The 21,810-nt window shown below is 65.2% G+C and carries 21 protein-coding genes; 10 read left to right on the top strand and 11 right to left on the bottom strand.

Annotation, left to right across the window (positions count from 1 at the left end):
- Positions 1 to 50 precede the first annotated feature (50 nt).
- Positions 51 to 2,003 carry a GMC family oxidoreductase N-terminal domain-containing protein gene (locus tag OHQ90_RS24965; protein ID WP_328401388.1) on the top strand — a complete coding sequence of 651 codons (1,953 nt, stop codon included), beginning with the start codon at positions 51 to 53 and terminating at the stop codon, positions 2,001 to 2,003.
- Here the strand turns inward: OHQ90_RS24965 and OHQ90_RS24960 are convergent.
- Positions 2,000 to 2,419, bottom strand: coding sequence for a winged helix-turn-helix transcriptional regulator (locus OHQ90_RS24960; RefSeq protein ID WP_328401386.1), 420 nt, complete (start codon positions 2,417 to 2,419; stop codon positions 2,000 to 2,002). The genes OHQ90_RS24965 and OHQ90_RS24960 overlap by 4 nt on opposite strands.
- A 67-nt stretch (positions 2,420 to 2,486) precedes the next feature.
- Here OHQ90_RS24960 and OHQ90_RS24955 point away from each other — a divergent pair, with 67 nt between their 5' ends.
- Positions 2,487 to 3,395, top strand: a complete 909-nt coding sequence (locus OHQ90_RS24955) for an NADP-dependent oxidoreductase (RefSeq protein ID WP_328401384.1) — start codon at positions 2,487 to 2,489, stop codon at positions 3,393 to 3,395.
- 24 nt (positions 3,396 to 3,419) lie between these two features.
- Here the strand turns inward: OHQ90_RS24955 and OHQ90_RS24950 are convergent, their stop codons facing one another.
- Together OHQ90_RS24950 and OHQ90_RS24945 are read right to left on the bottom strand one after the other, a co-directional pair.
- On the bottom strand, positions 3,420 to 4,409 hold the full coding sequence (locus OHQ90_RS24950; protein WP_328401382.1) for a zinc-binding alcohol dehydrogenase family protein: 990 nt from the start codon (positions 4,407 to 4,409) through the stop codon (positions 3,420 to 3,422).
- A 60-nt stretch (positions 4,410 to 4,469) separates the two neighbouring features.
- Positions 4,470 to 4,904, bottom strand: coding sequence for an SDR family NAD(P)-dependent oxidoreductase (locus tag OHQ90_RS24945; RefSeq protein ID WP_328401380.1), 435 nt, complete (start codon positions 4,902 to 4,904; stop codon positions 4,470 to 4,472).
- A 664-nt stretch (positions 4,905 to 5,568) separates the two neighbouring features.
- On the opposite strand from OHQ90_RS24945, the gene OHQ90_RS24940 reads away from it, so the two are divergent.
- From OHQ90_RS24940 to OHQ90_RS24925, 4 genes are all read left to right on the top strand, one after another.
- Complete coding sequence (locus tag OHQ90_RS24940) at positions 5,569 to 6,474, top strand: polyprenyl synthetase family protein (RefSeq protein ID WP_328401378.1); 906 nt, start codon at positions 5,569 to 5,571, stop codon at positions 6,472 to 6,474.
- Between the two features lie 256 nt (positions 6,475 to 6,730).
- Positions 6,731 to 7,237, top strand: a complete 507-nt coding sequence (locus tag OHQ90_RS24935; protein WP_328401376.1) for a hypothetical protein — start codon at positions 6,731 to 6,733, stop codon at positions 7,235 to 7,237.
- A complete protein-coding gene (ispH, locus tag OHQ90_RS24930) occupies positions 7,237 to 8,184 on the top strand; it encodes a 4-hydroxy-3-methylbut-2-enyl diphosphate reductase (protein ID WP_328401374.1) in 948 nt (315 codons plus the stop codon). Before OHQ90_RS24935 ends, ispH begins: the two co-directional genes overlap by 1 nt.
- Entirely contained in the window at positions 8,181 to 8,348 is a 168-nt protein-coding gene (locus OHQ90_RS24925; RefSeq protein WP_328401372.1) for a hypothetical protein, read from the top strand. The genes ispH and OHQ90_RS24925 overlap by 4 nt, the downstream gene beginning before the upstream one ends.
- 126 nt (positions 8,349 to 8,474) lie before the next feature.
- Here the strand turns inward: OHQ90_RS24925 and OHQ90_RS24920 are convergent, their stop codons facing one another.
- The 5 genes from OHQ90_RS24920 to OHQ90_RS24900 form a co-directional block, all read right to left on the bottom strand.
- Positions 8,475 to 9,263, bottom strand: coding sequence for an adenylate/guanylate cyclase domain-containing protein (locus OHQ90_RS24920; RefSeq protein ID WP_328401370.1), 789 nt, complete (start codon positions 9,261 to 9,263; stop codon positions 8,475 to 8,477).
- Between the two features lie 829 nt (positions 9,264 to 10,092).
- On the bottom strand, positions 10,093 to 10,890 hold the full coding sequence (locus tag OHQ90_RS24915; protein WP_328401368.1) for a class I SAM-dependent methyltransferase: 798 nt from the start codon (positions 10,888 to 10,890) through the stop codon (positions 10,093 to 10,095).
- 99 nt (positions 10,891 to 10,989) lie between these two features.
- Complete coding sequence (locus tag OHQ90_RS24910; RefSeq protein ID WP_328401366.1) at positions 10,990 to 13,254, bottom strand: MMPL family transporter; 2,265 nt, start codon at positions 13,252 to 13,254, stop codon at positions 10,990 to 10,992.
- Between the two features lie 145 nt (positions 13,255 to 13,399).
- Entirely contained in the window at positions 13,400 to 13,909 is a 510-nt protein-coding gene (locus OHQ90_RS24905; protein ID WP_328401364.1) for a GtrA family protein, read from the bottom strand.
- Between the two features lie 45 nt (positions 13,910 to 13,954).
- On the bottom strand, positions 13,955 to 14,431 hold the full coding sequence (locus OHQ90_RS24900) for a MarR family winged helix-turn-helix transcriptional regulator (RefSeq protein WP_328401362.1): 477 nt from the start codon (positions 14,429 to 14,431) through the stop codon (positions 13,955 to 13,957).
- Between the two features lie 90 nt (positions 14,432 to 14,521).
- Here OHQ90_RS24900 and OHQ90_RS24895 point away from each other — a divergent pair, with 90 nt between their 5' ends.
- The 3 genes from OHQ90_RS24895 (at position 14,522) to OHQ90_RS24885 (ending at position 18,054) form a co-directional block, all read left to right on the top strand.
- The gene (locus OHQ90_RS24895; RefSeq protein ID WP_328401360.1) at positions 14,522 to 14,851 is read left to right on the top strand and encodes a rhodanese-like domain-containing protein; all 330 of its coding nucleotides are present in this window, start codon (positions 14,522 to 14,524) and stop codon (positions 14,849 to 14,851) included.
- A 354-nt stretch (positions 14,852 to 15,205) separates the two neighbouring features.
- Positions 15,206 to 17,479, top strand: coding sequence for a molybdopterin guanine dinucleotide-containing S/N-oxide reductase (locus tag OHQ90_RS24890; protein WP_328413081.1), 2,274 nt, complete (start codon positions 15,206 to 15,208; stop codon positions 17,477 to 17,479).
- A 98-nt stretch (positions 17,480 to 17,577) separates the two neighbouring features.
- A complete protein-coding gene (locus OHQ90_RS24885) occupies positions 17,578 to 18,054 on the top strand; it encodes a nitroreductase family deazaflavin-dependent oxidoreductase (protein WP_328401358.1) in 477 nt (158 codons plus the stop codon).
- 165 nt (positions 18,055 to 18,219) lie between these two features.
- On the opposite strand, the gene OHQ90_RS39520 is transcribed toward OHQ90_RS24885, so the two are convergent.
- Both OHQ90_RS39520 and OHQ90_RS24875 read right to left on the bottom strand, forming a co-directional pair.
- Entirely contained in the window at positions 18,220 to 18,918 is a 699-nt protein-coding gene (locus OHQ90_RS39520) for a LysM peptidoglycan-binding domain-containing protein (protein WP_442941166.1), read from the bottom strand.
- Positions 18,919 to 19,129: 211 nt separating this feature from the next.
- The gene (locus OHQ90_RS24875) at positions 19,130 to 20,239 is read right to left on the bottom strand and encodes an FAD-dependent oxidoreductase (RefSeq protein ID WP_328401356.1); all 1,110 of its coding nucleotides are present in this window, start codon (positions 20,237 to 20,239) and stop codon (positions 19,130 to 19,132) included.
- Positions 20,240 to 20,306: 67 nt separating this feature from the next.
- On the opposite strand from OHQ90_RS24875, the gene OHQ90_RS24870 reads away from it, so the two are divergent.
- Positions 20,307 to 20,987 (top strand): TetR/AcrR family transcriptional regulator, encoded by a 681-nt coding sequence (locus OHQ90_RS24870; protein WP_328401354.1) that lies wholly within the window; start codon positions 20,307 to 20,309, stop codon positions 20,985 to 20,987.
- Between the two features lie 149 nt (positions 20,988 to 21,136).
- Here OHQ90_RS24870 and OHQ90_RS24865 read toward each other — a convergent pair whose 3' ends face one another.
- Complete coding sequence (locus tag OHQ90_RS24865; protein ID WP_328401352.1) at positions 21,137 to 21,676, bottom strand: phosphatase PAP2 family protein; 540 nt, start codon at positions 21,674 to 21,676, stop codon at positions 21,137 to 21,139.
- Positions 21,677 to 21,810: the final 134 nt, after the last annotated feature.

Here is a 21,810-nt window from a genome sequence, read left to right as displayed (position 1 = left end):
TGGGAACGCTTTTGCTGCCATTGAGTCAGTTGGGCAATATGCTTCTCGTCATGCCATTGACTGCCAAGCAGCGAGCCACGCTCGGCCTCATCTGCGATACCTTCACACCGGGAGACGGGGCCGAGTTGCCGTCCGCGACGCAGATAGGCGCGGTCGATGTCGTCGAGCAGTTGCTCGAGCGCAATCCGAGCGCGGCCGACGGGAAGGCTTTCGACCTGCTGCTGAATGCCTGGGATTCCCGCACGTTCGGTCTGCTCACTGGCCGCGGCGCGCGCCGCTTCTCCTCGCTGACGCCGCAGGACCGTGAGCAGGCACTGCTCGGCCTCGGTAGCTCCCGTATCGCTCGTAAGCGCGCGTTGTTCCAGGCGCTGAAGTCCGCGGCAGTCACGGCCTACTACGTGGCCTCCGGGCCGACGGGCATCCATCCTGCCTGGGAGCGAATGGGATTCACGCCGCCGCCGGGACCGCTGCCCGACGCGCCCGCCCCAGGATTGCGGCCGGTGCAGCCGACCGAGGACACCACCTTGGATTGCGACGTCGTGGTGATCGGGTCCGGCGCAGGCGGCGGGACCGCGGCCGGGGTGCTTGCCGCGGCCGGTCTGGCAGTGGTGGTCGTCGAACGCGGCGGCTATTACGACGACGCGAACTTCGGTTCCGGTGAGCTCGACGGATTGCTGCGTTTGTACGCTCCCGGTCCGGCCACCACTGCCGAGGGGCAACTCGGTCTCGTGGCAGGCACCTGCCTCGGTGGCGGTACCGTCGTCAACTGGACCACGTCGTTCCGCACACCCGACTCGGTGCGCGACGAATGGGCGAGCCTGGGCGCCAAGCAGTTTGCCGCCGACGAGTTCACCGAGGCGCTGGACGCGGTGGAGCGCAGGATCTCGGTGAATCGCGACCATTCCGCCATCTCCGCCCGCGACACGGTGCTGGAGCGCGGTGCGACCGAGCTCGGATGGCATATCGATGCGATGCCGCGCAATGTCCGCAATTGTGATGCTGGAATCGAGTGCGGTCGTTGCGGGTTCGGCTGCCGGATCGGCGCCAAACAATCTGTCGCGAAGACGTGGCTTGCCGACGCCGCCGAAAACGGCGCGCGAATCCTGATCGGCACCGATGTGCGAAAGATCGTAGTGAACAGTGATTCCGCGGCCGGTGTCGAAGCCGTCACCACCGACGGAAAGTCGATCACCATCAGGTCCCGCGCTGTTGTCGTTGCCGCGGGCGCGATTCAGACACCTGCGCTGCTGGGCAGATCCGGCATCACCGGCAAGAATATCGGCCGATACCTGCGTTTGCACCCGGCCACCGCGGTGTTCGGGACGTTCGACGAAGAGATACGGCCGTGGGAAGGCGGCATGCAGACCCGCTACTCGACGCAGCATGCCGACCTGGACGGCGCGGGTTACGGCGTCATCTACGAGACCGGGCCCATGACACCGGCCATGTCGGTGGGGTTCATGAATTGGAGTGGTGGCACTCAGCATCGCGATGCCATGCTGAATCTCGCGCACACCGTCGCAGTGGGGGTCATCACGCGCGACCGTGACCACGGCCAGGTGTCGACCGATCGCGATGGCGAAGCAGTGGTCCGGTACCGATTGTCGGAGTACGACAAGAAACACATGCACGCCGGAATTGAAGGCGCGGCAAGGCTTCTAGAAGCTGCGGGAGCGCGGCGAATCTCCTCGGGACATCAGGCGGGGCCGGCATACGAGCCGGGGGTGCACGGTTCCTACGACGAATTCGTCGCCCAGTGCCACAGTGCGGGCTACGACCCCGGTCGGTGCGCGATGGGCGCGCTGCACATCATGGGCTCGGCCAGGATGGGTGGATCCGCGGCGGATTCGGCCACCGACCCCGATGGTGTGGTGTGGGGTTACTCGAATCTCGTTGTCGCGGACGGATCCTGCTTTCCCACCGCATCCGGCGTGAATCCGATGGTGTCGATCGAAGCCATCGCCTACATGAACGCCACCCGGCTCGCTGCGCGCTTGCGTTAACGGAGCGGCTCGGGCTCGCGCGCCGCCTTCGCATCGAAATCCTCACGTGCGGTGAGGATTTCGATGTGGTGCTGCTGCGACCACATGCCCATGGCGTGGCTGAGTTCGCCGAGGCTGGCGCCGAGTTCGGTGAGCGAATACTCCACACGGGGCGGGACTGTCGGATACACGTCGCGGCGGACGAGGCCGTCGCGTTCCAGACCGCGCAAGGTCTTGGTGAGCATCTTCTGGGTAATGCCGTCGAGACGGCGACGCAGGTCGTTGAACCGTACGGGGCCCTCGCTCTTGCGCAGTACGCCGAGCACCAGCAGCACCCATTTGTCCGCGAGGACGCTGAGCACATCCCGCGCCGGGCAGTGCCGGAGGTAGCTTTCGACCAGGTTCGGGGAGGGTTCCCAGTCCCAGGTGGTTTCCATTGGGTACCTCGGTATCGAAAAGGTGCCTTCTTCCCAATTGATACTAGACCGCGTGAGAATCATGGGCATGCTGGCAATTACACAGAAGACATACGGCGGTCCCGAAGTTCTCGAGACGGTGGAGGTCGATCGGCCTCGACCAGGGGCGGGCGAGGTGCTGGTCCGGGTGGCCGCGACCGCGGTGAACGCGGCGGACTGGAAGGTGCGGTCGGGGTTGATCCGCGAACTCGGAGATCCGCCGTTCACTCTTGGCTTCGATGTGTCCGGAGTCGTCGAAGAGCTCGGTCCAGGCACGACGCGATTCCAGCTCGGCGCCGAGGTGCACGGCATGGTGTTGGGTCGATTCGGCGCGTACGCCGAATATGTAGTCGTACAGGAGGTTGCCCTCGCTGCCAAACCGGCGACCCTCGATCATGTGCGCGCGGCGGCATTGCCGACCGCCGCGCTTACGGCCTGGCAGGCCCTCGCGGATCTCCGCCCGGGCCAGCGGGTGCTCGTGCACGCGGCTGCGGGTGGGGTCGGCCATCTTGCGGTACAGATAGCCAAATCCCGCGGCGCGCATGTGGTCGGCACCGCCCGCGGCAGCAACCACGAATTCCTCAGCGACATCGGGGCAGACGAGCTGATCGACTACACCACAACCGATTTCGCCACTGCAGTGCAGAACATCGACGTAGTGCTCGATCTCGTCGGCGGGGAATACGGCTCGCGCTCACTGCCGGTGCTGGCTCCGGGTGGTCGCCTCATCGATGCGCAGGGCGACGATGCCGAAGCCGACCCTCGGTATCGCCGCCACTATGTCGTGCCGTCGGGCACCGGTCTGGAGGAGATCACGGCGGCCGTCGAACGTGGCGAACTCCGCGTCGAGATAGACCAGGTGATGAGCCTGTCGGAGGTCGCAAAAGCTCATCAACTCAGCGAGTCCGGCCGGGTCCGGGGAAAGATCGTCTTGATCCCGTGGAACCCGCCACGCTGAGCCTGCGCGCGGCACCCACAGGTGTCAGGTGGTGACGACGAGTTTTCCGGTGGCGCGGTCCGATTCCAGATAGGCGTGCGCCTCCTGGATCTGGTCGAGGGTGAAGACGCGGTGGAGGGGAACCTGTGCCGTACCGGAGGCGACGGTGTCCAGGAAGCTCTGCAGGACTTCCGCAGGCAGATCGCCCGCGTCGCCGCCGTAGGCCGCGAGCCGGACGCCGCGCGGGAGATAGCCGATGGGGTAGAAGTTTTCGACGGTCCACTGATTCGACAGCATGCCGGTGAAGCAGACCACGCCGTGAAATCGCGTGGCGCGCAACGTGTCGGGCAGGGTCGGCGTGCCGACGAGCTCCAGTGCGGTATCGACGCCGCCGTCGGTGAGCTCGCGCACCTGCTTCGCGATCTCACCGGTGTCGAGGAGGACATGATCGACGCCGATGGCCGTCAGCGCTGCGGCTTTGGCCGGATTGCGGGTGGTCGAGAGCACGGTCATGCCGCGCTGTTCAGCGAGAATTGCGGTGGCCATCCCCACCGAGGAGGTGCCGCCGCGGATCAGGATCGATTGGCCGCGCCGGGCGTCGAGGCCGACCGTGAGCGAGCCGTAGGCCGTCTGCAGCATTTCCGGCACCGCACCGAGCGTGGCCCAGTCCAGGTCGCTGCTGAACGGAATGACCTGTGCGACAGGGACACAGGTGTATTCCGCGTAGCCGCCGTTGTAGGTGCGCCCCATATCGCCCATCATCGCGGCGACTTGCTGCCCGGTCTCGAACTCGCCACCCGGGCAGGCCGCGACCTCGCCAACGGCTTCGATCCCGAGCACACGCGGAAAGGTCACCCCCTTGGCCAGCCCGAGCCGGGTATGCAACTCGGAACGATTGAGCCCGAATGCTCGGACGCGGATCAGCACCTGACCGCGCTGTGGAGTCGGTATCGGCAGGGTACGCAAGTGCAGCGCCTCGGGCGGTCCGGGTGCGTCCAATACCGCCGCGCGCATCGTTTCGGGTGCCTCGGTCATCTGGGCACGCTCCTCACATAGATGTTCGGCGCTATCGAACACTCCGCGGTGACCACACCATTATTGGGCGAGATAACCGCCATCGACGGGGAGGATCACGCCGGTGATGAACGATGCGGCGTCAGAGGCCAGGAAAGCGATGGCTTCGGCCACTTCGTCGGGTTCGCCGAGCCTGCCCATGGGGTGTTTGCTCGCCATATCGGAAATGTACTCGGGTCCGCCCGGCTCCTCTTCCAATGCGCGGACGCGTTCGGTGCGGATCGTGCCCGGAGCGACCGCGTTCACGCGAATCCCATTGGTCGCCCATTCGATGGCGAGATGTTTGGTGAGGCCGGAGGCGACGTATTTCGCGGGGCCGTAGGCGGCTTGTCGAGCTTGCCCTGCCAGGCCGCTGATGGACGACACGCACACGATGGCGCCGCCGCGTCCGCTGGTCGGCATTTGCTCGATGGCGTATTTGCAGGTCAGGAACATGCCGCGACCGTCTACCGCCATCACGCGGCCTCTTCGGGTCGGGCCGACATGTGGATGTTTTCGACGCCATCGACCGGACGCTGTTGTACTCCGATTCGGCGCGTCACGATCGTCGAGTCGGGAAACTCGCTTGGTCGTATGCGATCCGATGGTTTTCGGAACGATCTGTGCAATTCATCCACGGAAGTAGTTGGTGCTCACTATAATCCGGTGTCTGCCTGATCCGAGAGGTCGAAACTTACTCGCCCGTAAGGGCTGTACCGGTGCTCGTTCGAACACTAGAATTGGAGCTCGGTCTACATAACGCAGTTGGTGACAGGCGCCGGGACGTTCGGTCCGGTGTAGGAGCTCCATCGAACTGGTTGCACAGCCTTACCGATACGTCATGTTCTATAGATCGCCACCTCGATCCGGATAGCCGACTCGATTTATCGAGCGGCCCTTCTGTTATCGAATCATGCGTAGCGAACGTTGATCGCTCGAGTATTGATTGGCTTGATCCGTTGTGACACCGGCACTGATAGCCGGCCATAAATTACATGGGAGGGAGGGGGTCTGGATGACGACCGCGAATAATTCGGCATCCTTACATCATCGAGCCGGGGAAATCTTGGCGCGGTCCCGACGGATGTGCGAACCGCTATTGCGGGATTCGGTCGAGGCACTGCCTGATCCTTTGCGTCTCATGGCCGGCTATCACTTCGGCTGGTGGGACGCATCGGGGACGCCGACGCGAACCAGACCAGGGAAGGCGCTACGTCCGGCGCTGACCCTCTGTGCAGCAGCCGCGGTGGGCAGCGTGAATGCGCACGCGCTGCACGCGGCGACAGCAGTCGAGCTGGTGCACAACTTCTCCCTGCTGCATGACGACGTCATGGATGTCGACCGACTGCGGCGTGGGCGTCCCGCGGTGTGGGCGACCTGGGGGATTTCTGACGCCATCCTGCTCGGTGATTCGCTGCATGCCCAGGCGGCCAGATTGTTGGCGACGAGTCTGCCTGCGGCGATGGCGGCCGCTGCGGTTGTCGGGCTGGAGGCGGCCGTGATCGAGATGTGCCGAGGTCAGAACGAAGACTGTGCCTTCGAGTCGAGCTCGCGGATCGATGTGGACGACTACTTGCACATGGCGATGGGCAAAACGGGCGCCTTGATGGGTTGTGCGTGTGCCCTCGGCGCGATGTGCGCGGGCGCTGATGCCGCCACCATCACGGCGATGGACGAATTCGGGCGGCAACTGGGGCTGGCCTTCCAGTTCGTCGACGACGTCATCGGCATCTGGGGTGATCCGGCGCGCACCGGAAAGTCCGCGAATGATCTGGCGCGCCACAAACTGTCGCTGCCTGTCGTCGTTGCGCTTGCCATGCACAGTGGCGCGGCGGCCGAGCTGGCCGACATCTATCGGCGCGGCCCGACTTCGGCCTCGATAGACGTTATCCGCGCAACGGCTCTCATTGATCGTGTCGGTGCGAAAGAATTGACGCAGCAGCATGCTGACCAACGGGTGCGGGCGGCAATCGATGCGCTGCCCGAAAAAACCTCGGCCGATGATCTGATGGCGTTGGCTCACCTGGCGAAACGTAGAGATCGATAGACGGCGTATTAAATAGTCGACGCCTCTGCATTCGGCGGAGGTGGCGATTCTTATTGCTTCGGAGAGGATTGTCGACATTTCATTGAATACGTGAAGGATGTTGGCAAACAACACTATTCCGCGCTGTCGTAGATAATAGAATGGTCGCGTGGTCGAATTCCGCTCTCGGCCACAGGATCATGACAGGCTCCGCGCTCGGGCCGTCGAGTGTGTTCGGCCGCCGGCGAACAACCCACCACCGCGAAAAGGTGCCGCTATGGCTATTGAACCCGAAATGACCGTCACCGACGAGCCCGACGCTTCTGCTCGGCGAGTCGGACAGCACTCCCTGAGTACCGCTGCGGTCCGAAATCTGGCCACCACCACGAAGACTCCGCCGCAAATGGCCGGAATCACCTCCCGGTGGCTGGTGCGGCAACTTCCTTGGGTGGAGGATTCCGACGGCACGTACCGAGTCAACCGCCGGCTCACGGTGCGCACCGGGCAGGGGCGGGTGTCGTTCATCCAGTCCGGCGCCGACCAGGTGCGAGTCGTTCCCGAGACGCTGACGGAGATTCCCGTACTTCGCGGCTTCGATGATCCGGCACTTCGAAAGACCGGTCTGCCCGATGAGTACGAACCCGGCCTCAACGTGCGTTTCATGGGCGTCGACGACCGCGCCGTCCTGCAGTATCTGGTCACCGCGTTCGACTCGGTGGCGATCTTGGTCCCCGACGCCATCGGGATTATGGAGCACGTCGACACCGCCGCGGCGAGAAGCTGATGTCGATGCACCGGACAGTACTGCTGGCCGCGCCACGGTCGTTCTGCGCCGGCGTCGAGCGCGCGATCGAGACGGTGGAACATCTGCTTGCCGCCACCGACCGGCAGGAGCCGGTGTACGTCCGCAAGCAGATCGTGCACAACGCGCACGTGGTGAACGATCTCGCCGGCCGCGGCGCGGTTTTCGTCGAGGAGCTGGATGAGGTTCCGCGTGGCGCGACAGTGGTGTTCTCTGCGCACGGTGTTTCACCACAGGTTCGCCGACAAGCTGCGGAGCGTGGGCTGACCGTCGTCGACGCCACCTGCCCGCTGGTCACGAAGGTCCACACCGAGGCCAAACGCTTCGCCGCGCGCGGCGACACGATCGTGCTCGTCGGGCATGCTGGGCACGAAGAGGTCGAGGGGACCTTCGGGGAAGCGCCGGAATCGACGGTGGTTATCGACAGTCCCGATGATGTTGCCGCGCTGCAGATCCCGGACGGAGCGCCGATCGCCTACCTCACCCAGACCACCTTGTCGGTGGAGGAGACCGAACGCACGGTACGGGCGCTGCACGAACGCTTTCCGCAGCTCCGCCGTCCCGGCAGCGCCGACATCTGCTACGCCAGTACCAACCGACAGCATGCGGTCGAAGCGATTGCCGGACGCAGTGACCTCGTCCTGGTCGTCGGTTCTACCAATTCGTCCAACTCGCAGCGCATGGTCGAGGTGGCCGAGCGACACGGTATTCCGGCGTATCTGATCGAAGACGCTGCCGCGATCGACCCGGAGTGGCTCACGGCGGCGACGGTGATCGGTCTGTCCGCGGGGGCTTCCGCGCCGCAGCGATTGGTCGACGAGGTTATCGATGCTTTGCGCTCGCTGGGCCCGGTCACGGTCCGTGAGCACCGTACCGCCGTGGAGGACATCGCCTTCGCAGCCCCGACACCCGTTAGGCGCCGGTCATGACAGCACAGGTGCCCATTGCCGCCTCGTCCGCTGCGGTGCTCGGGCCCGGCAAGGCCGGACCATCCGGACCCGTCCCCGAGCACCTCATTGTCGACGCATTGATCGAGGAAGCGCTCGCCCTCACCCAACAGGCAGACCTCCACGAAACGGGGACGACACCGTGACCGCATCTGTGCAAATCGCTGAACCGCTCGATCTGCAGGCCATCCGCGGACAGGTCGCGCGCTCGGCGCGGCCTGGTCTCGGCGCGGGGATCTGCTCGGCCGGCTGAGGATAGCGCGAGCGCCGAGTCACGCCCGTTCGACCGGGTAGAGGTGGTGGGTGCCGCGAAAACCTTTCAGTTCTACTTCGCGCCCCTGCTCGACGACGATGTCGGGTTCGCCGTCGACGGCGTCTCTGACCGCTGCGCTGATGAGGATTTCGCCGCCGTCGGCCTGGCCGGCCACCCGCGCCGCCATCGCGACATTTCGTCCGAACAGGTCATCGCCGCGCCGGACCGATTTACCCGTGTGAATGCCGATGCGCACGCGAACCCGCTCGGTACCGATGGGTTTGACCCCGTTGCCGAGTGCACTCTGGACATCCAACCCGCACCGCACCGCCTGCTCCGGATGGGCGAAGGCGATCATGAAGCCATCCCCCTGGCTTTTCACAATGTGCCCACCGTGCTCGGTGACGAAGTTGCGGATCATCCTGTCGTGGCGGTCGAGCAGCTTGACCCAGACGCGATCACCGAGCCGCTCGTTGAGGGCGGTGGAACCTTCGATATCGGAGAACGCGATCACGACGTGGCCGTCCGGAGTCAGCTGGGCGAGGTCAGGGCGTTCGACTTGGGCCCAGCCCGCCAGTTCCTCGACCGAGCTCAGAACCGCGCCACGAAACCCCTTCTTTCGCACCAGATTCGCGGTTTCCCACACGGTCTTGACCGCCTCGCGACTACCGTTCATCCAGAGCGATCGAGAGTCGACCTTCCGCTGCAACGCCTCGAATTGGCGCCGGCTGCGGACGACTAACACCGACAACGCCACCAGACCAGCGGCTTCGAATACGATGACCGCCACCAGCACGAGTTCGATCATGATTCCCCCGGTATTCCGTCCTCGGCGACTGCAATGCTTCGCGGCAAGTGTTCCTCGTTCGTGCGGCAAACTTTGCCGGCATCGAGTAGGTGTTCGGCGGTGAGCCCCAAGGGTGACCAGGATGCTGAGGACAGCAGGTCGGCGGCTCCGGATCGGTCGAGTTGGCCCGCCCGGCGCCGCGTGTGCGGAGCCGGGCGGGCCGCTTCCCCGTGCGCCGCGTGGACGCCGCCACGTCCCACGGCGAAGTCAGCATAATCTCGTTGGCGGTGCTGGACCAGTCGACACACCCACGCTGACGCATCACATGAAGCGGCAATCGGTGCAATGGTGCACACGACGCACGATTGCAGTCGATGGAGGCCGAATCTGGATGTGCAGGAGCCCCATTCGTAGCTTTCGGTGACGGGCCAGCGCTGAGGTGGTGCCGTCTGCCTCGGTGCAGTGGATGCGGCAGCGGGCATCGTCGAGCCTGCTGGGGCAGGGGCGGCCGTTCTCGGTGGGCAAATCCCTGTCATCCGGTTGGCTGGGCCAGGGGAGGTGCATAGAGCCGTGCGGGGGCCTGTCGGGGGAGGGGAGCGGACGGATCGAGCCTGAGGCGGGAACGTTGGCGAGTTTCTGTGAGGCCAGCTGATTCGATCGTTGGTAAACAACCTCGTGCAGAAAGCGGAGTCGGGCATAGACCAGCTCATTGAAACATTACCCTACGTAGATATGCGCATCTACGCATCCTGCTCACCTCTCAACCGACACGACAACACACCATCCCGACATACCTTCACTATCACTGAACAAAAGCTGCAAAGAGGGCAGTGGCGAAAGCGGTGGCGCGCTATGTTGCCGCGGTTGCCACGATGTATCCCTTGGGATCGCGCCAGCTCTGGCCGGGATGATGGGCGAACCAATCCTCGATGTCTTCACTCATGTCGGTCAGGATCGCTTGCCGCTGGGGGTGATCGGGGGTAACGCCGTGGAAGCCGAACAATGCTTCGGCGAAGCGGATCAGCGGTGCGGCGGCATCGAAGACGAGGGCGTTGTCGGAGCGGTGGATCCGGACGGTGCCGAAGGTGTCGATCATCATCGCGGGCAGCGAGTCGGAATCGACGGTTGCGGTGAAGGCTTCGGTGGTGGTGATGCCGTAGCTGCCCGCATGGGCGGCGATCAGTTCCGCGGTGCGCGGGCAGGTGTGGGGGTGGTTCACCACGACGGTGACAGCGCCGCCCGGCCTGGTGGTGCGCCGGAACTCGGCGAGGGCGGCTCTCGGGTCGGGCACGTGGTAGAGCATGTGCCGTGCGGTGACCACGTCGAAGGTGTTGTCGTCGAAGGGGATCTGCTCGGCGTAGGCGAGCACCGCTTGCACGCCGGGGATGGCCGCGGCCGCGGCGACCATGGCGGGTGAGGTGTCGATGCCGACCAGTGGGCCGTGGTGTCCGCGTGCGGCGAGGTTTGCGAGGAATCGGGCATCGCCGCAGCCGATGTCGGCGAGGTGCTCGGTTCCGGTCAGCTCGATCGCGGCGAGCACGTCGGTGCCGGGGTCATCGGGCTTCTCGGAGTATTTCCGGTGCGTGTCGATGCGCGCCTGCAGCGGCGTCGGATCGGCGTATTCGACTTCGAGGCGGGGGCTGCTCATGGGTGGTCGTCCTTCGGTCCGGTGGCCGGCGGTGACGCTTTCCGGCGGTGAGCGTACCTCCGTGGACGGCGCTGTCGAGCGGTTTCGGCGCGGGGGCTGTCAGACGTGCTCGGAGCGTGCTGCGCTGGCGACGGGGAGTTTCATGGTGACCGGGTCGGTGATCGGTGTGGACTTCACCAGGTCGTGCAGATCGCTGGTGCCGGGGCGTTCATCGTCGAGGACAGGTTCGCCGAGGCCGATCTTCTGCTGGATGTGTTTCATCCAGGCCGGTGCCCACCAGCAGTCGTCGCCGAGGAGTTTCATGATCGCGGGGACCAGGAGCATGCGCAGGATGGTGGCGTCGATGAACAGCGCGGCGATCATGCCGTAGGCGATGTACTGCATCATCACGAGATCGGAGAAGGCGAAGGCACCGGTGACGACGAGCAGAATGAGTGCGGCGGCGGTGATGATGCGGCCGGTGTGTGCGGTGCCGGTGCGGATGGCCTCGCTGGTGCTCGCGCCCTTGGCGCGGGCCTCGACCATGCGGGAGAGCAGGAATACTTCGTAGTCGGTCGAGAGGCCGTAGATGATCGCGATGATGAGTACGAGCACCGGCGCCATGATCGGTTGTGGGGTGAAGTTGAGCAGGCCTGCGCCGTGTCCGTCGATGAAGATCCAGGTCAGGATGCCGAGGGTGGAGCCCAATCCGAGTGCGCTCATGAGTGCGGCCTTGATCGGCAGGACCAGTGATCCGAAGGTGAGGAACATCAGGATGGTGGTGATGAGCAGGACCATCGCGATCATGAAGGGCATGCGGTACAGCAGGGCGTCGATGCTGTCTTTCTCGATTGCCGGTTTGCCGCCGACCATGAGGGTTACGCCGTCGGGAATGTCCATGGCGCGCAGGTATTCGATGGTTGTGCCGCCCCTGGCGGTGTCGATGAGCGGGGCTTGTAGTCGGTAGACGCCGGGGCGCGATGGGGCAGGTGTCGGGACGCCGAATTTCTGGGCGAGGCCGGGTGCTTGGTTGGCTTGTCGCGCGACTTCGCCGACGTCGAGTGAATTGTCGGAGGTGATGATCAGCTGTAGTGGATCGGTTGCGCGGAGGTGGAACAGTTCGTCGAAGTCCTGCTGGGCGGTTCGGACCGGGTTGTCGGTGGGTAGGTATTTTTCGCTCATACCGCCGAAGACGAGGTTTTTCATCGGCAGGATCAGCAGGAAAAGTCCAATGCAGAGGGGGATGGCGATGCGTAGTGGGCGTTGCATGACCCAGCCGGTAGCGCGTCCCCAGAAGCCGTTCTCTACTTCGTCGGCGGTCTTGGTTTTGCGGAATCGTTTGAGTCCGAGCAGGTCTACGCGCGGGCCGAGGATCGCGAGGATTGCGGGCAGGATGGTGATGGCGGTGAGGGCGGCGAGCGAGACGGTCGCGATGGCGCCGTAGGCGAGGGATTTGAGGAAGCCCTGTGGGAACAGCAGCAGTCCGCCGAGGCTGGCGATGATCATGGTGGCGGAGAAGACGACGGTGCGTCCTGCGGTCATGACGGTGCGTCGGACGGCGGTGGGGGTGTCGTAGCCTTCGGCGAGTTCTTCGCGGAATCGGCTGACTATGAAGAGGCCGTAGTCGATGGCGAGGCCGAGTCCGACCATGGATACCACGCCGTTGACGAAGGAGTTGACTTCGGTGAAGTTGGTGAGGATTCGGACGACGCCGCCTGCGCCGAGCACGGTGAGGCCGCCGATGATCAGTGGTAATGCGGCGGCGACCAGGCCGCCGAAGATGAAGAACAGCAACACCGCGACGGCGGGGAGGGCGAGTTTTTCCATGCGTTTGGTGTCGGTGGTGATCGTGTCGTTGAGAGTGCCGCCGACGGCTTGCAGGCCGGCGATTTGGACCTGGACGCCGGGAAGGAGGAAGGCGTCCTTGACTTTTCGGAAGTTCCGCACCGTGTCGGTGTCGTTGTCGCCGCGGATGGCGAGTGCGGCGAAGGCTGTGGTTTTGTCCAGGGTGGCGGCCTGTACTGCGCTGAGTCCGGTTTCGGTGCGCCAGTAGGCGCCGTTGATGCCGGTGATCTCGTTGGGATGTTCGCGGGGGAGGCGGTTGAGGTGGTCGACTACCGCCGTGCTGAAGGCGGGGTCGTCGACGGTTTTGCCGGCGGGTGCGGTGAACAGCAGGATGACGTCGCCGTCGTGGTTGCGGCCGAAGGCTTCGTCGGCGAGGCGGCCTGCGCGGGCGGATTCGGAGGTGGGGTCGTCGAGTCCGCTGGAGCTGAGGTGGTCTTCGAGGCCGATGCCGTAGCCGCTGAGGGCCAGTAGTGCTGCGACGGTGATGCCGAGGACGGCGAATCGGAAGCGATGGACGAGGTTCCCCCAGCGTGCGAACATCAGCCGATTCCTTGCGTGGTGCGGCGGGTCGGCGGGGCCGACGGTGGTCTCGGGTGTGCTGCGCCGGTCGACAAGGGGCTGCATCCTTTCCGCGGGTGGACGCACGGTGTGCTTGTCATCAAAGGTACAGATGGGGCTGGTGTGCTCAGATGCTGTGTAGTTCGGCTTCGTGGAGGTCGTCGGGGAAGACGAAGCGGCGGAATGCCCAGAAGCGGAAGACCATTGCGAGCAGGACGCCGAGGATTTGGCCGGTGATGAAGTTGGCTACGGCTTGGGTGACGGGTCCGACGTGGGGCACTCTGAGGTCGAGTAGGTAGAGCGAGATGGCTTGGGGGAGCAGGGTGACGCCGATACCGAGTGCGCTGATGGCGAAGAAGAGCGCGGCTTCGTGGTGGCGTTGGCGGCCGCCTCTGGTGCGGAAGGACCATTCGCGGTTGAGGATGTAGGAGGTGATGGTGGCGATGAGTACGCCGAGAAGTCGTGCGGTGAGTGGTTTTTCGCCGAGGACGGTGAGTTTGACCGTGTAGACGACGCCGGTGTCGATGAACCAGGTGATGGCGCCGACGACGGCGAACTTCAGCAGTTCGCGATGTTGGATCGCCTTGGAGCGGTAGGGCTCTGGTATTCGATCGAGTGCGGGCTGCACGAGTGACACGCCACCGACTATAACGGCGTGTCGGTGGGTGTGCCGGGTCGTGGGTTATCGGGTGCGGTTGTCGGTGGTGAGTGGGAGGTGGGTGGGGCCGAGGATTTTGCCGAGTGTGGTGGCGAGGGTGGTGAGTTCCTCGGTGTCGAGTTTGTCGGCGAAGTGTTTGTCGATGTTGGTGAGGTAGTGGGGGGCGGATTCGCGGAGGCGGGTGCGGCCTGCGTCGGTGATCGAGACGAACGCGGATCTGGCGTCGTCGGGGTTGGTTCGGCGGCTGAGGAGGCCTGCGGTCTGCATTTCGGTGACGAGTCTGCTGACTCGGGTGCGGCTGAGGACGACGCGGTCGCCGAGGTCGGTCATGCGGAGTGGTTCGGTGCCGTCGAGTTCGAGTAGGACGTCGTACCAGGCCAGGGGTAGTCCGAAGGATTGGCGCAGGTCGGTGTCGAGTTGTGGGACGAGCTGTGCGTGCACGCGGAGTAGTGCCGACCATGCGGCGGCGGCGGCGCGGCGGTGCTTTTCGGAGTTCGTCACGTGGTGATCCTATCCATTATGTGCGCCTGCACGTTTATGGTAGTGTGTGTGCGCACGCACACAAATGTTTTGCCGAGGAAGGAAATTTTCATGACCACAGTGATCAGCCGGACCGAACTGGCCGCCGCGATCGAGGCGGGTGCGGTGACGGTGCTCGATACCCTCGGTGCCGGCTACTACGAGAAGGCGCACCTGCCCGGCGCGCTCACGCTGGTGGCATCCGAGGTGGATTCCCGTGCCGCCCAGCTGCTTCCGGATCGAGATGCGCCCGTTGTCACCTACTGCTCGAACCTGGCGTGTCAGAACAGTGAGATCGTTGCCGGGAAACTGCGTGTGCTCGGCTATACGAACGTGCGTGCCTACCGCGCCGGAATCCAGGACTGGACCGAAGCGGGTCTGCCGGTCGAGTCCGAATCCTGACCGGAGTCCAGGTCGTCGTGCGCGCCCCGACCTTGCCGATCGGCTCGGTATGGTCGAGGCGTGCCGCCTACCGTACGGGTAGCTCGTCGAGGTTGATGGCGACGGCATTCCGGGTATTGAACCAATGGCGGTGCGGCGCTGAGAGTTTCGTTCGCGTCAGCGGAAGATCCGGCCGTTCCGGAGCAAGCGATGGTATTCGGTGGTGGCGGCGGTGCGTACCTGCTGTGGGCGGATGTCGGATACGAGCTCGACGAGTCGTCCGTGTTTCATGATCGGCCGGTGTGTCCGAACTACGGGGCCATTTGGCGGATCAAGGGGAAGCAGGGGCTCTGGCTGGCGGGCTACGGTGGTGTGATGACCGCGCATCTGACGCATTGGGGAGTGTTCGAGGCTGGTAGTGACGGTGAGCGGCTGACCTCGGTGCGGCCGTGGCGCGGTGATCCGGAGCCGATGGCGTTGATCGACAATGTCGCCTCCGCGCAGCATCATCGGACGCGGATCGACCAGCCGTATGTGCGCAGGGGGTGGCTGGAGCAGGGGCCGGGGCCCGCGCGGCGTGGTGACGAGCCGTTTGTTCCGGTGTCGTGGGAGACTGCGGTGGGGTTGCTCTCGGGTGAGCTGAGTCGGGTCTATCGCGAGTACGGTGCGGAGTCGGTGTACGGCGGGTCTTATGGGTGGGCCAGTGCGGGGCGGTTTCATCACGCGCAGAGTCAGGTGCATCGGTTCCTGAACTGTCTCGGCGGGTATGTGCGGCATGTGAACAGCTACAGCCTCGGCGCGTCGAGTGTGCTGTTGCCGCATGTGATCGCCGATATGTCGGTCCTGGAAGGGCAGGCGACGGCCAAGAGTGTGCTTGCGGAGCATACGGATTTGGTGGTGGCCTTCGGCGGGTTGTCGCCGAAGAACTCGGCGGTTTCTCCGGGGGGAGTGTCACGTCACAACACGCGGATGTGGATCGGTGCGGCGCGGGCGCGGGGCTGCCGGTTCGTGTCGATCAGCCCGTTGCGTGACGATATCCCGGCCGCAGCGCAGGCCGAGTGGCTCGCGCCGCGGCCGGGCAGCGATGCGGCGCTGATGGTGGCGTTGGCGCAGGTGTTGGATGCGGAGGGGTTGGCGGACCAGGATTTCCTCGACCGGTACACCGTCGGTTATGAGCGGTTCGCCGGCTATCTGCGTGGCGAGCGCGACGGGGTCGTGAAGGGGCCGGAGTGGGCGGCGCGGATCACCGGGCTGCCTGCCGGTGAGATCCGGGCGTTGGCGCGCGATATGGCTGCGGCGCGGACGATGGTGACCGTGAGTTGGTCGCTGCAGCGTGCCGAGCACGGTGAGCAACCGCTGTGGCTGGGGGTGGTGCTGGCGGCGATGCTCGGTCAGATCGGGCTGCCTGGTGGCGGTTTCGGTCACGGCTACGGGTCGACGGCGCACGTCGGTGAGGCTGCGCGTGCCTATTCGGTGCCGAAGTTCCCGCAGGGCCGCAACGGTGTCGACACGTTCATCCCGGTCGCCAGGATCGCCGACATGCTGCTGAACCCCGGTGCGGACTACGACTACGACGGTCGGACACTGACCTACCCGGACATCAGGCTCGTGTACTGGTGCGGCGGGAATCCCTTTCACCACCATCAGGATCTGGCCAGGTTGCGCGCGGCGTTCGCGCGCCCGGAAACAGTGGTCGTGCACGATGCGTTCTGGACCGCGACCGCTCGGCATGCCGACGTGGTGCTTCCCGCGACGATGTCGATCGAACGCGACGACTACGGCGCTGGGCAGAACGATCGGGTCTTCTTTCCGATGCCCGCGCTCACCAGGCCGCACGGGCAGGCGCGTGACGATTATGCGATTTTTGCCGAGTTGGCCGAAACCCTCGGTGTCGGAGAGGAATTCACCGAGGGTCGCACGGTGCAGGAATGGTTGCGGGAGCTGTATCGGGAGTGGCAAACCCGTCGCGGTGACGAAGTCCCGGACTTCGAGATGTTCTGGGACGGCGAGCCGCTCGAGCTTCCGATACCCGATCCCGATCAGGTGATGTTCGCGCAGTTCCGTGCCGATCCGGAGCGTTTCCCGTTGACCACCCCCAGCGGGAAGATCGAGATCTTCTCCGAAACCATCGACAGTTTCGGCTATCGGGACTGTCCGGGGCATCCGGTGTGGATGGAACCGGAGGAATGGCTGGGTGGGCCGGCGGCCGCACGATTCCCGCTGCAGCTGATCGCGAATCAGCCCCGTACCAAGTTGCACAGTCAGCTCGATGTCGGCGCGCACAGTCGATCGGCGAAAATTGGTGGGCGAGAACCGGTTCGGCTGCATTCCGATGATGCGGGTGCGCGCGGTGTCGGGGACGGCGACATCGTGCGGATCTTCAACGACCGGGGCAGCTGCCTGGCGGGGGTCGTTGTCGATGACGGGGTGCGCGCCGGTGTCGCGCAGCTGTCGACGGGCGCCTGGTACGACCCCGATCCCGCGGATCCCAGCTTTTGCAGGCACGGTAACCCGAATGTGCTGACCGCAGATCGCGGTACCTCGCCGCTGAGTCAGGGCTGTACCGGTCAGCTCGCGCTCGTGGAGATCGAGCGGTTTCGAGGCACCGTGCCCGAGCTGGCCGTCGATCGCCCACCCCCGATCGTCTAGTGTGTCTCCCGCCACTTTTGGTGGGCCTGACCGGGGGTAAGGCAGTGAGGGTGGTCTCAGTGCGCTCGTCGGGTGCCGGCGTCTGTCAGGATTCGAGGATGGTGTCCAATCCCTTGCCTGCTGTCGCCCGACGGCTCGCCGCGCAACGCTGGGTCATGCGCATGGCCCCGGTGGTGTTGTGGCTGGAGCGTGTGGTGCGTCGGGTGAGCGGTGGCAAACGTGGGATCCTCGATGTTGCGGGGTTGCCGTCGATCGAGATCACCGTCATGGGCCGCAAAACCGGACTGCCACGTACGACGTCGCTGTTGTATGTGCCGCACGACGAGAACTTCCTTGTCCTGGGGTCCAATTGGGGCAGCGTGAAGCATCCGGTGTGGTCGGCGAACCTGCGCGCGGCGAGCACGGCCAGCGTGCGGACCAAGTCCGAACGGCTCGAGGTCACCGTCACCGAGATCACCGGAGCGGACCGCAAACGGGCCTGGGACCTGGCTGTGGAATTCTGGCCCGGCTATGAGATGGAGTACGAGCTCTCCGGCGGCCGCGAGTTCCGCATTTTCGAGCTCCGACGGGTCTGACAGTCGCCTGATCCGCGCGGTCACCGTTGCGAGTCGCCCGCGGGCACGGCCGGGGTGTGCCCGGACATATTTGCCCACAGCCTCCTACAGGCTGAAGTGATCGGCCCGCACTGTGTACTACCGCTTACACGGCATATCACGTTATCGGGAGTCGCCTGCACGCCGCTACTGGCGCCGACCGGTGACCCACGGATCGTTCCACCGAGCGATACCGCCTGGCGGACAGCGTTTCCGGCGACCACCGCCGTGCGTGATCATCCCAAACCCAAGCACGCGAGTGGAATCCCCTGGCGCCGTTGCGGCATCGATCGGGTGGGTGACCCCGCCCGTCGAATCGGGCGAGACGATGAGCCGGTAGGGTGCCTCGATCGCGGTCTGGTCGGGCGCCGGCACCGCGGGCGGCACGGTGGCCTCGGGCGGGCGTCGCTGTCCGTCCTTCAGCCGTGGTACCGCCAGCGGCGGTACCCGCAGTCCCAGCGTGCTCAGCGCACCCAGCACACCGGACACCGTGAACGGCAGCTCTGTTCCCTTGGGCAGCTCGAACACGACTCGCGAGTCGTCAGCCGCGCGTGTCCGCGTCACCGTCGGCTCCGGTGCTCCGGTGAACGTTGCCTCCTCGTACAGGTTCTGCACGCCGAAGCGGATGATGATGTGCGCGTCCTCGGTGACCGCGACGGGTCGCGACCCGCGCGGGTGATCGGGAGTGGGACCGGGCTGACCGCTCAGTCCGGGGATGACGAGGACTTGGTCGGGAAAGATCGCGTCCGGGTTGACGATATCGTTCGCTGCGGCGATCAGGTGATACTTGAACGGGTCACCATAGAATCGTTCGTCGAGGTCCCAGAGCGTGTCGCCGGATACCACCGTGTGAGTAAACGGGGGAGCGGGCGGAGGCAGTGCTGGGCGCGGGGGGATGACCAACGGAACACCTCTACGGAACAGGCGTGAGCTGGGGTGCGATCGGCGGTGCGGGATGTTCCGTTCACCGATCGGCCTACGGAACACCGCTACGCCCAGCGACGTCGTTCGTACTTTGCACTGCATGACAGCTTCAGGAGCCGTTATCGGTGATATTTCAGCCAGGTTGGAAGAATGCGAGCAATCTCCGGCTGGCGTCCGGCGACGTCAGGAGTTCCTGCATGCGTGCGGACATCCGGGCGGCAGCGCTGGTGCGTTCGAACATCTCGCGTTCGTATTCTTTGACGGCGGAGGGAAAGTCGTCCGGGTGCGCGGCCAGCGCGAGACCGAGCAGGGCGCCGTCGAGCAGCGCCATGTTGGCGCCCTCTCCCACCGGCGGCATCAGGTGCGCGGCATCGCCGAGCAGCGTGACGCCTGGCGTCGACGGCCAGGTCAGGCCGACCGGGAGAGTGGTGATCGACCGCGGCACGACCGTGTCGTCGCAGGCCGCGATCAGCGCGGTGAACCGTGAGTCCCAGCCGGGGAGCAGTTCGATCAGCCGCGCCCGGGCGGCGGCCGGGTCGTCGAACGGGATCCCGCTGGTAGCGAACCAGTCCTCGGCGGTGTCATAGAAGCTGAGGCCGATGCGAACGCGGCCGTCGCCGTTGCGCTGCGCCGCCAGGGATAGTCCGTTGCCGAGCACCCAGTAGTTGCCGCGCCCGACCATCGCCGCGAGGTCGGGGTGCGTGCGGTCGATGTCGGGAATGCCGACCTCGACGACGTTCTGGCCGATATGCGCCGGGCGGACGTCGGTGAGCAGCGCGCGGACCCGGGACTGCGCGCCGTCCGCGCCGACCAGCAGGTCATACGTCGCACTGCTGCCGTCGGCGAAGTGCAGCAGGCCGTTGTCGGCGGATTTGAACGCGTGCCCCCAGCGCACCACGTCTTCGGGGAGGGAATCCAGCAGCAGGTTGCGCAGATCGGCGCGGTCGACCTCGGGTCGCTCGAGCGGGGCGTCGTCGGGGGTGTCCTCCTGGAGCAGCAAGGTGCCGTCCGGCTCCAGAAGGCGCATGTCCTGCCCTTCGCCGCGGGCGATCGCGTGGAACTGGTCGATCAGGCCGGCCTCACGCAGCGCTCGCTGGCCGGAATGTATGTCGAGCATGCCGCCTTGACCACGCGCGCCGCGCGAGAGTTCACGTTCGTACACGACGGCGTCGATGCCGTTCACGTGCAACACCCTGGCGAGGGTCAGGCCGCCCAGTCCGGCTCCGACGATGGTGATGGTCATGGTCGCCTTTCGATACACTGAATTGTCCAATACACTGTATCGAAGCATGCGATGTATCGTCAGCGGCATGTTGGTGTGGGAGAGGCCGGAGCCGCCGGATCGACCGGTGCCGGCCCCATTGAGCCGGCAGCGGATCGTACGAGCGGCGATCCGGCTGGCGGACGCGGACGGGCTGGCGGCGGTGTCGCTACGTAAGGTTGCCGCCGCACTGGACGTCGGGCCGATGCGGCTGTACGGCTACATCGCCACCAAGGAGGAGTTGCTCGACCTGATGGTCGATGCGGTCTACGCCGAGATCCGGCCGGCCGGAGACGGTTGGCGAGAAGTGCTACGGTCGCTTGCCGAAACCACCCGGCAGGCCGCTCACCAGCACGAATGGCTCGCCGACCTGATCGGTGGGCGGCCCCAGCTCGGGCCGCACGCCCTAGCCAGAGGAGAGGCTGTGGTGGCCGCGATGGGCGGCGTCGACGTGGACACCGTCATGCCGGTGGTCGACGCGGTCAATGCGTACGTGATCGGCGCGGTGCGCCGGGAGATCACCGAGCAGCGCGCCGAGCGGGCCACCGGGATGGACAAGAGGCAGTGGCAGGCCGCCTTCGGGCCCTATCTGGAGCGAACCTTCGCAACTGGCCGATTCCCCGCGCTGTCCACGGTCATACGCGACGGTGCCCACCTGGACGCCGACCAAACCTTCCGCACCGGCCTCGGCTTCCTCCTCGACGGCATCCAAGCCCGCATCTCGAGCTGACACGCAGCCGAGGGACCAGACGAGCGCCGTCCGTGGCACCAACTCGGCGTTGACGCGCTGAGATGACGCGACCTCCAGCGTCCGAAGCCAGTATTCCGCGGCGGTGACACGGCCTTCTCGACAAAATCAGATGCCTTCGTCGGATGCGATCAGAACAAGGTGTCGCGCAGCGCCGGTAGCCGGAAGGCGACTCGTGCCAGGCTCATGACAACCCCTGCGACTCCTACCCCCACACCCCATCCGGCCAGCACATCGGTCGGCCAGTGCGCCCCCAGGTAGACCATCGCGATACCGATCGATACGACCAGCGTGGCACTAAGGCCCACGATCCAGCCTCGGCGCCCCGTCGGCCAGGGCAGCGCCAGATAGGCGGTGACCGCGACAGCCGCCGTCATCGCGGCCACGGTCGACGGCATCGAGAACGCACCGACCTGAACTACCGACAGATCTACCGGTGGGCGCTCCCGCTGAACCATATGCTTCAGAGCCCTGGCTGCCGACTGCGCCGCCACTACCGACACAGCAATCGTAATCCCTTGCCACCACCAACGTTTCGTGACCACAACAACCAGGCCCACCACACCGGCTGCAGCTATGACCGTGTTGCTCATCCCGGCATCCATTGCCAAACGCGTCACCGTTGTCAAAGCCGGTGTCCGATGTTGAGAAAGCCACCGCAGGATATCCATGTCCAGACTCACCGTGCACATTCTGCTCTGCCCTGCGCCCGCTGCCGGATGCGATCGACCGTGGTCGCCGGTACGGCGGTGGCGATGAGCCCCTGCCGCGAGGCAGCGGGTGGCGAATATTATTCGGACGGTGC

It is taken from the genome of Nocardia sp. NBC_00403, assembly GCF_036046055.1.
Classification (GTDB): domain Bacteria; phylum Actinomycetota; class Actinomycetes; order Mycobacteriales; family Mycobacteriaceae; genus Nocardia.
The sequence above is the reverse complement of the archived record's forward strand: the minus strand, read 5'-3'. Positions and strand labels throughout refer to the sequence as shown.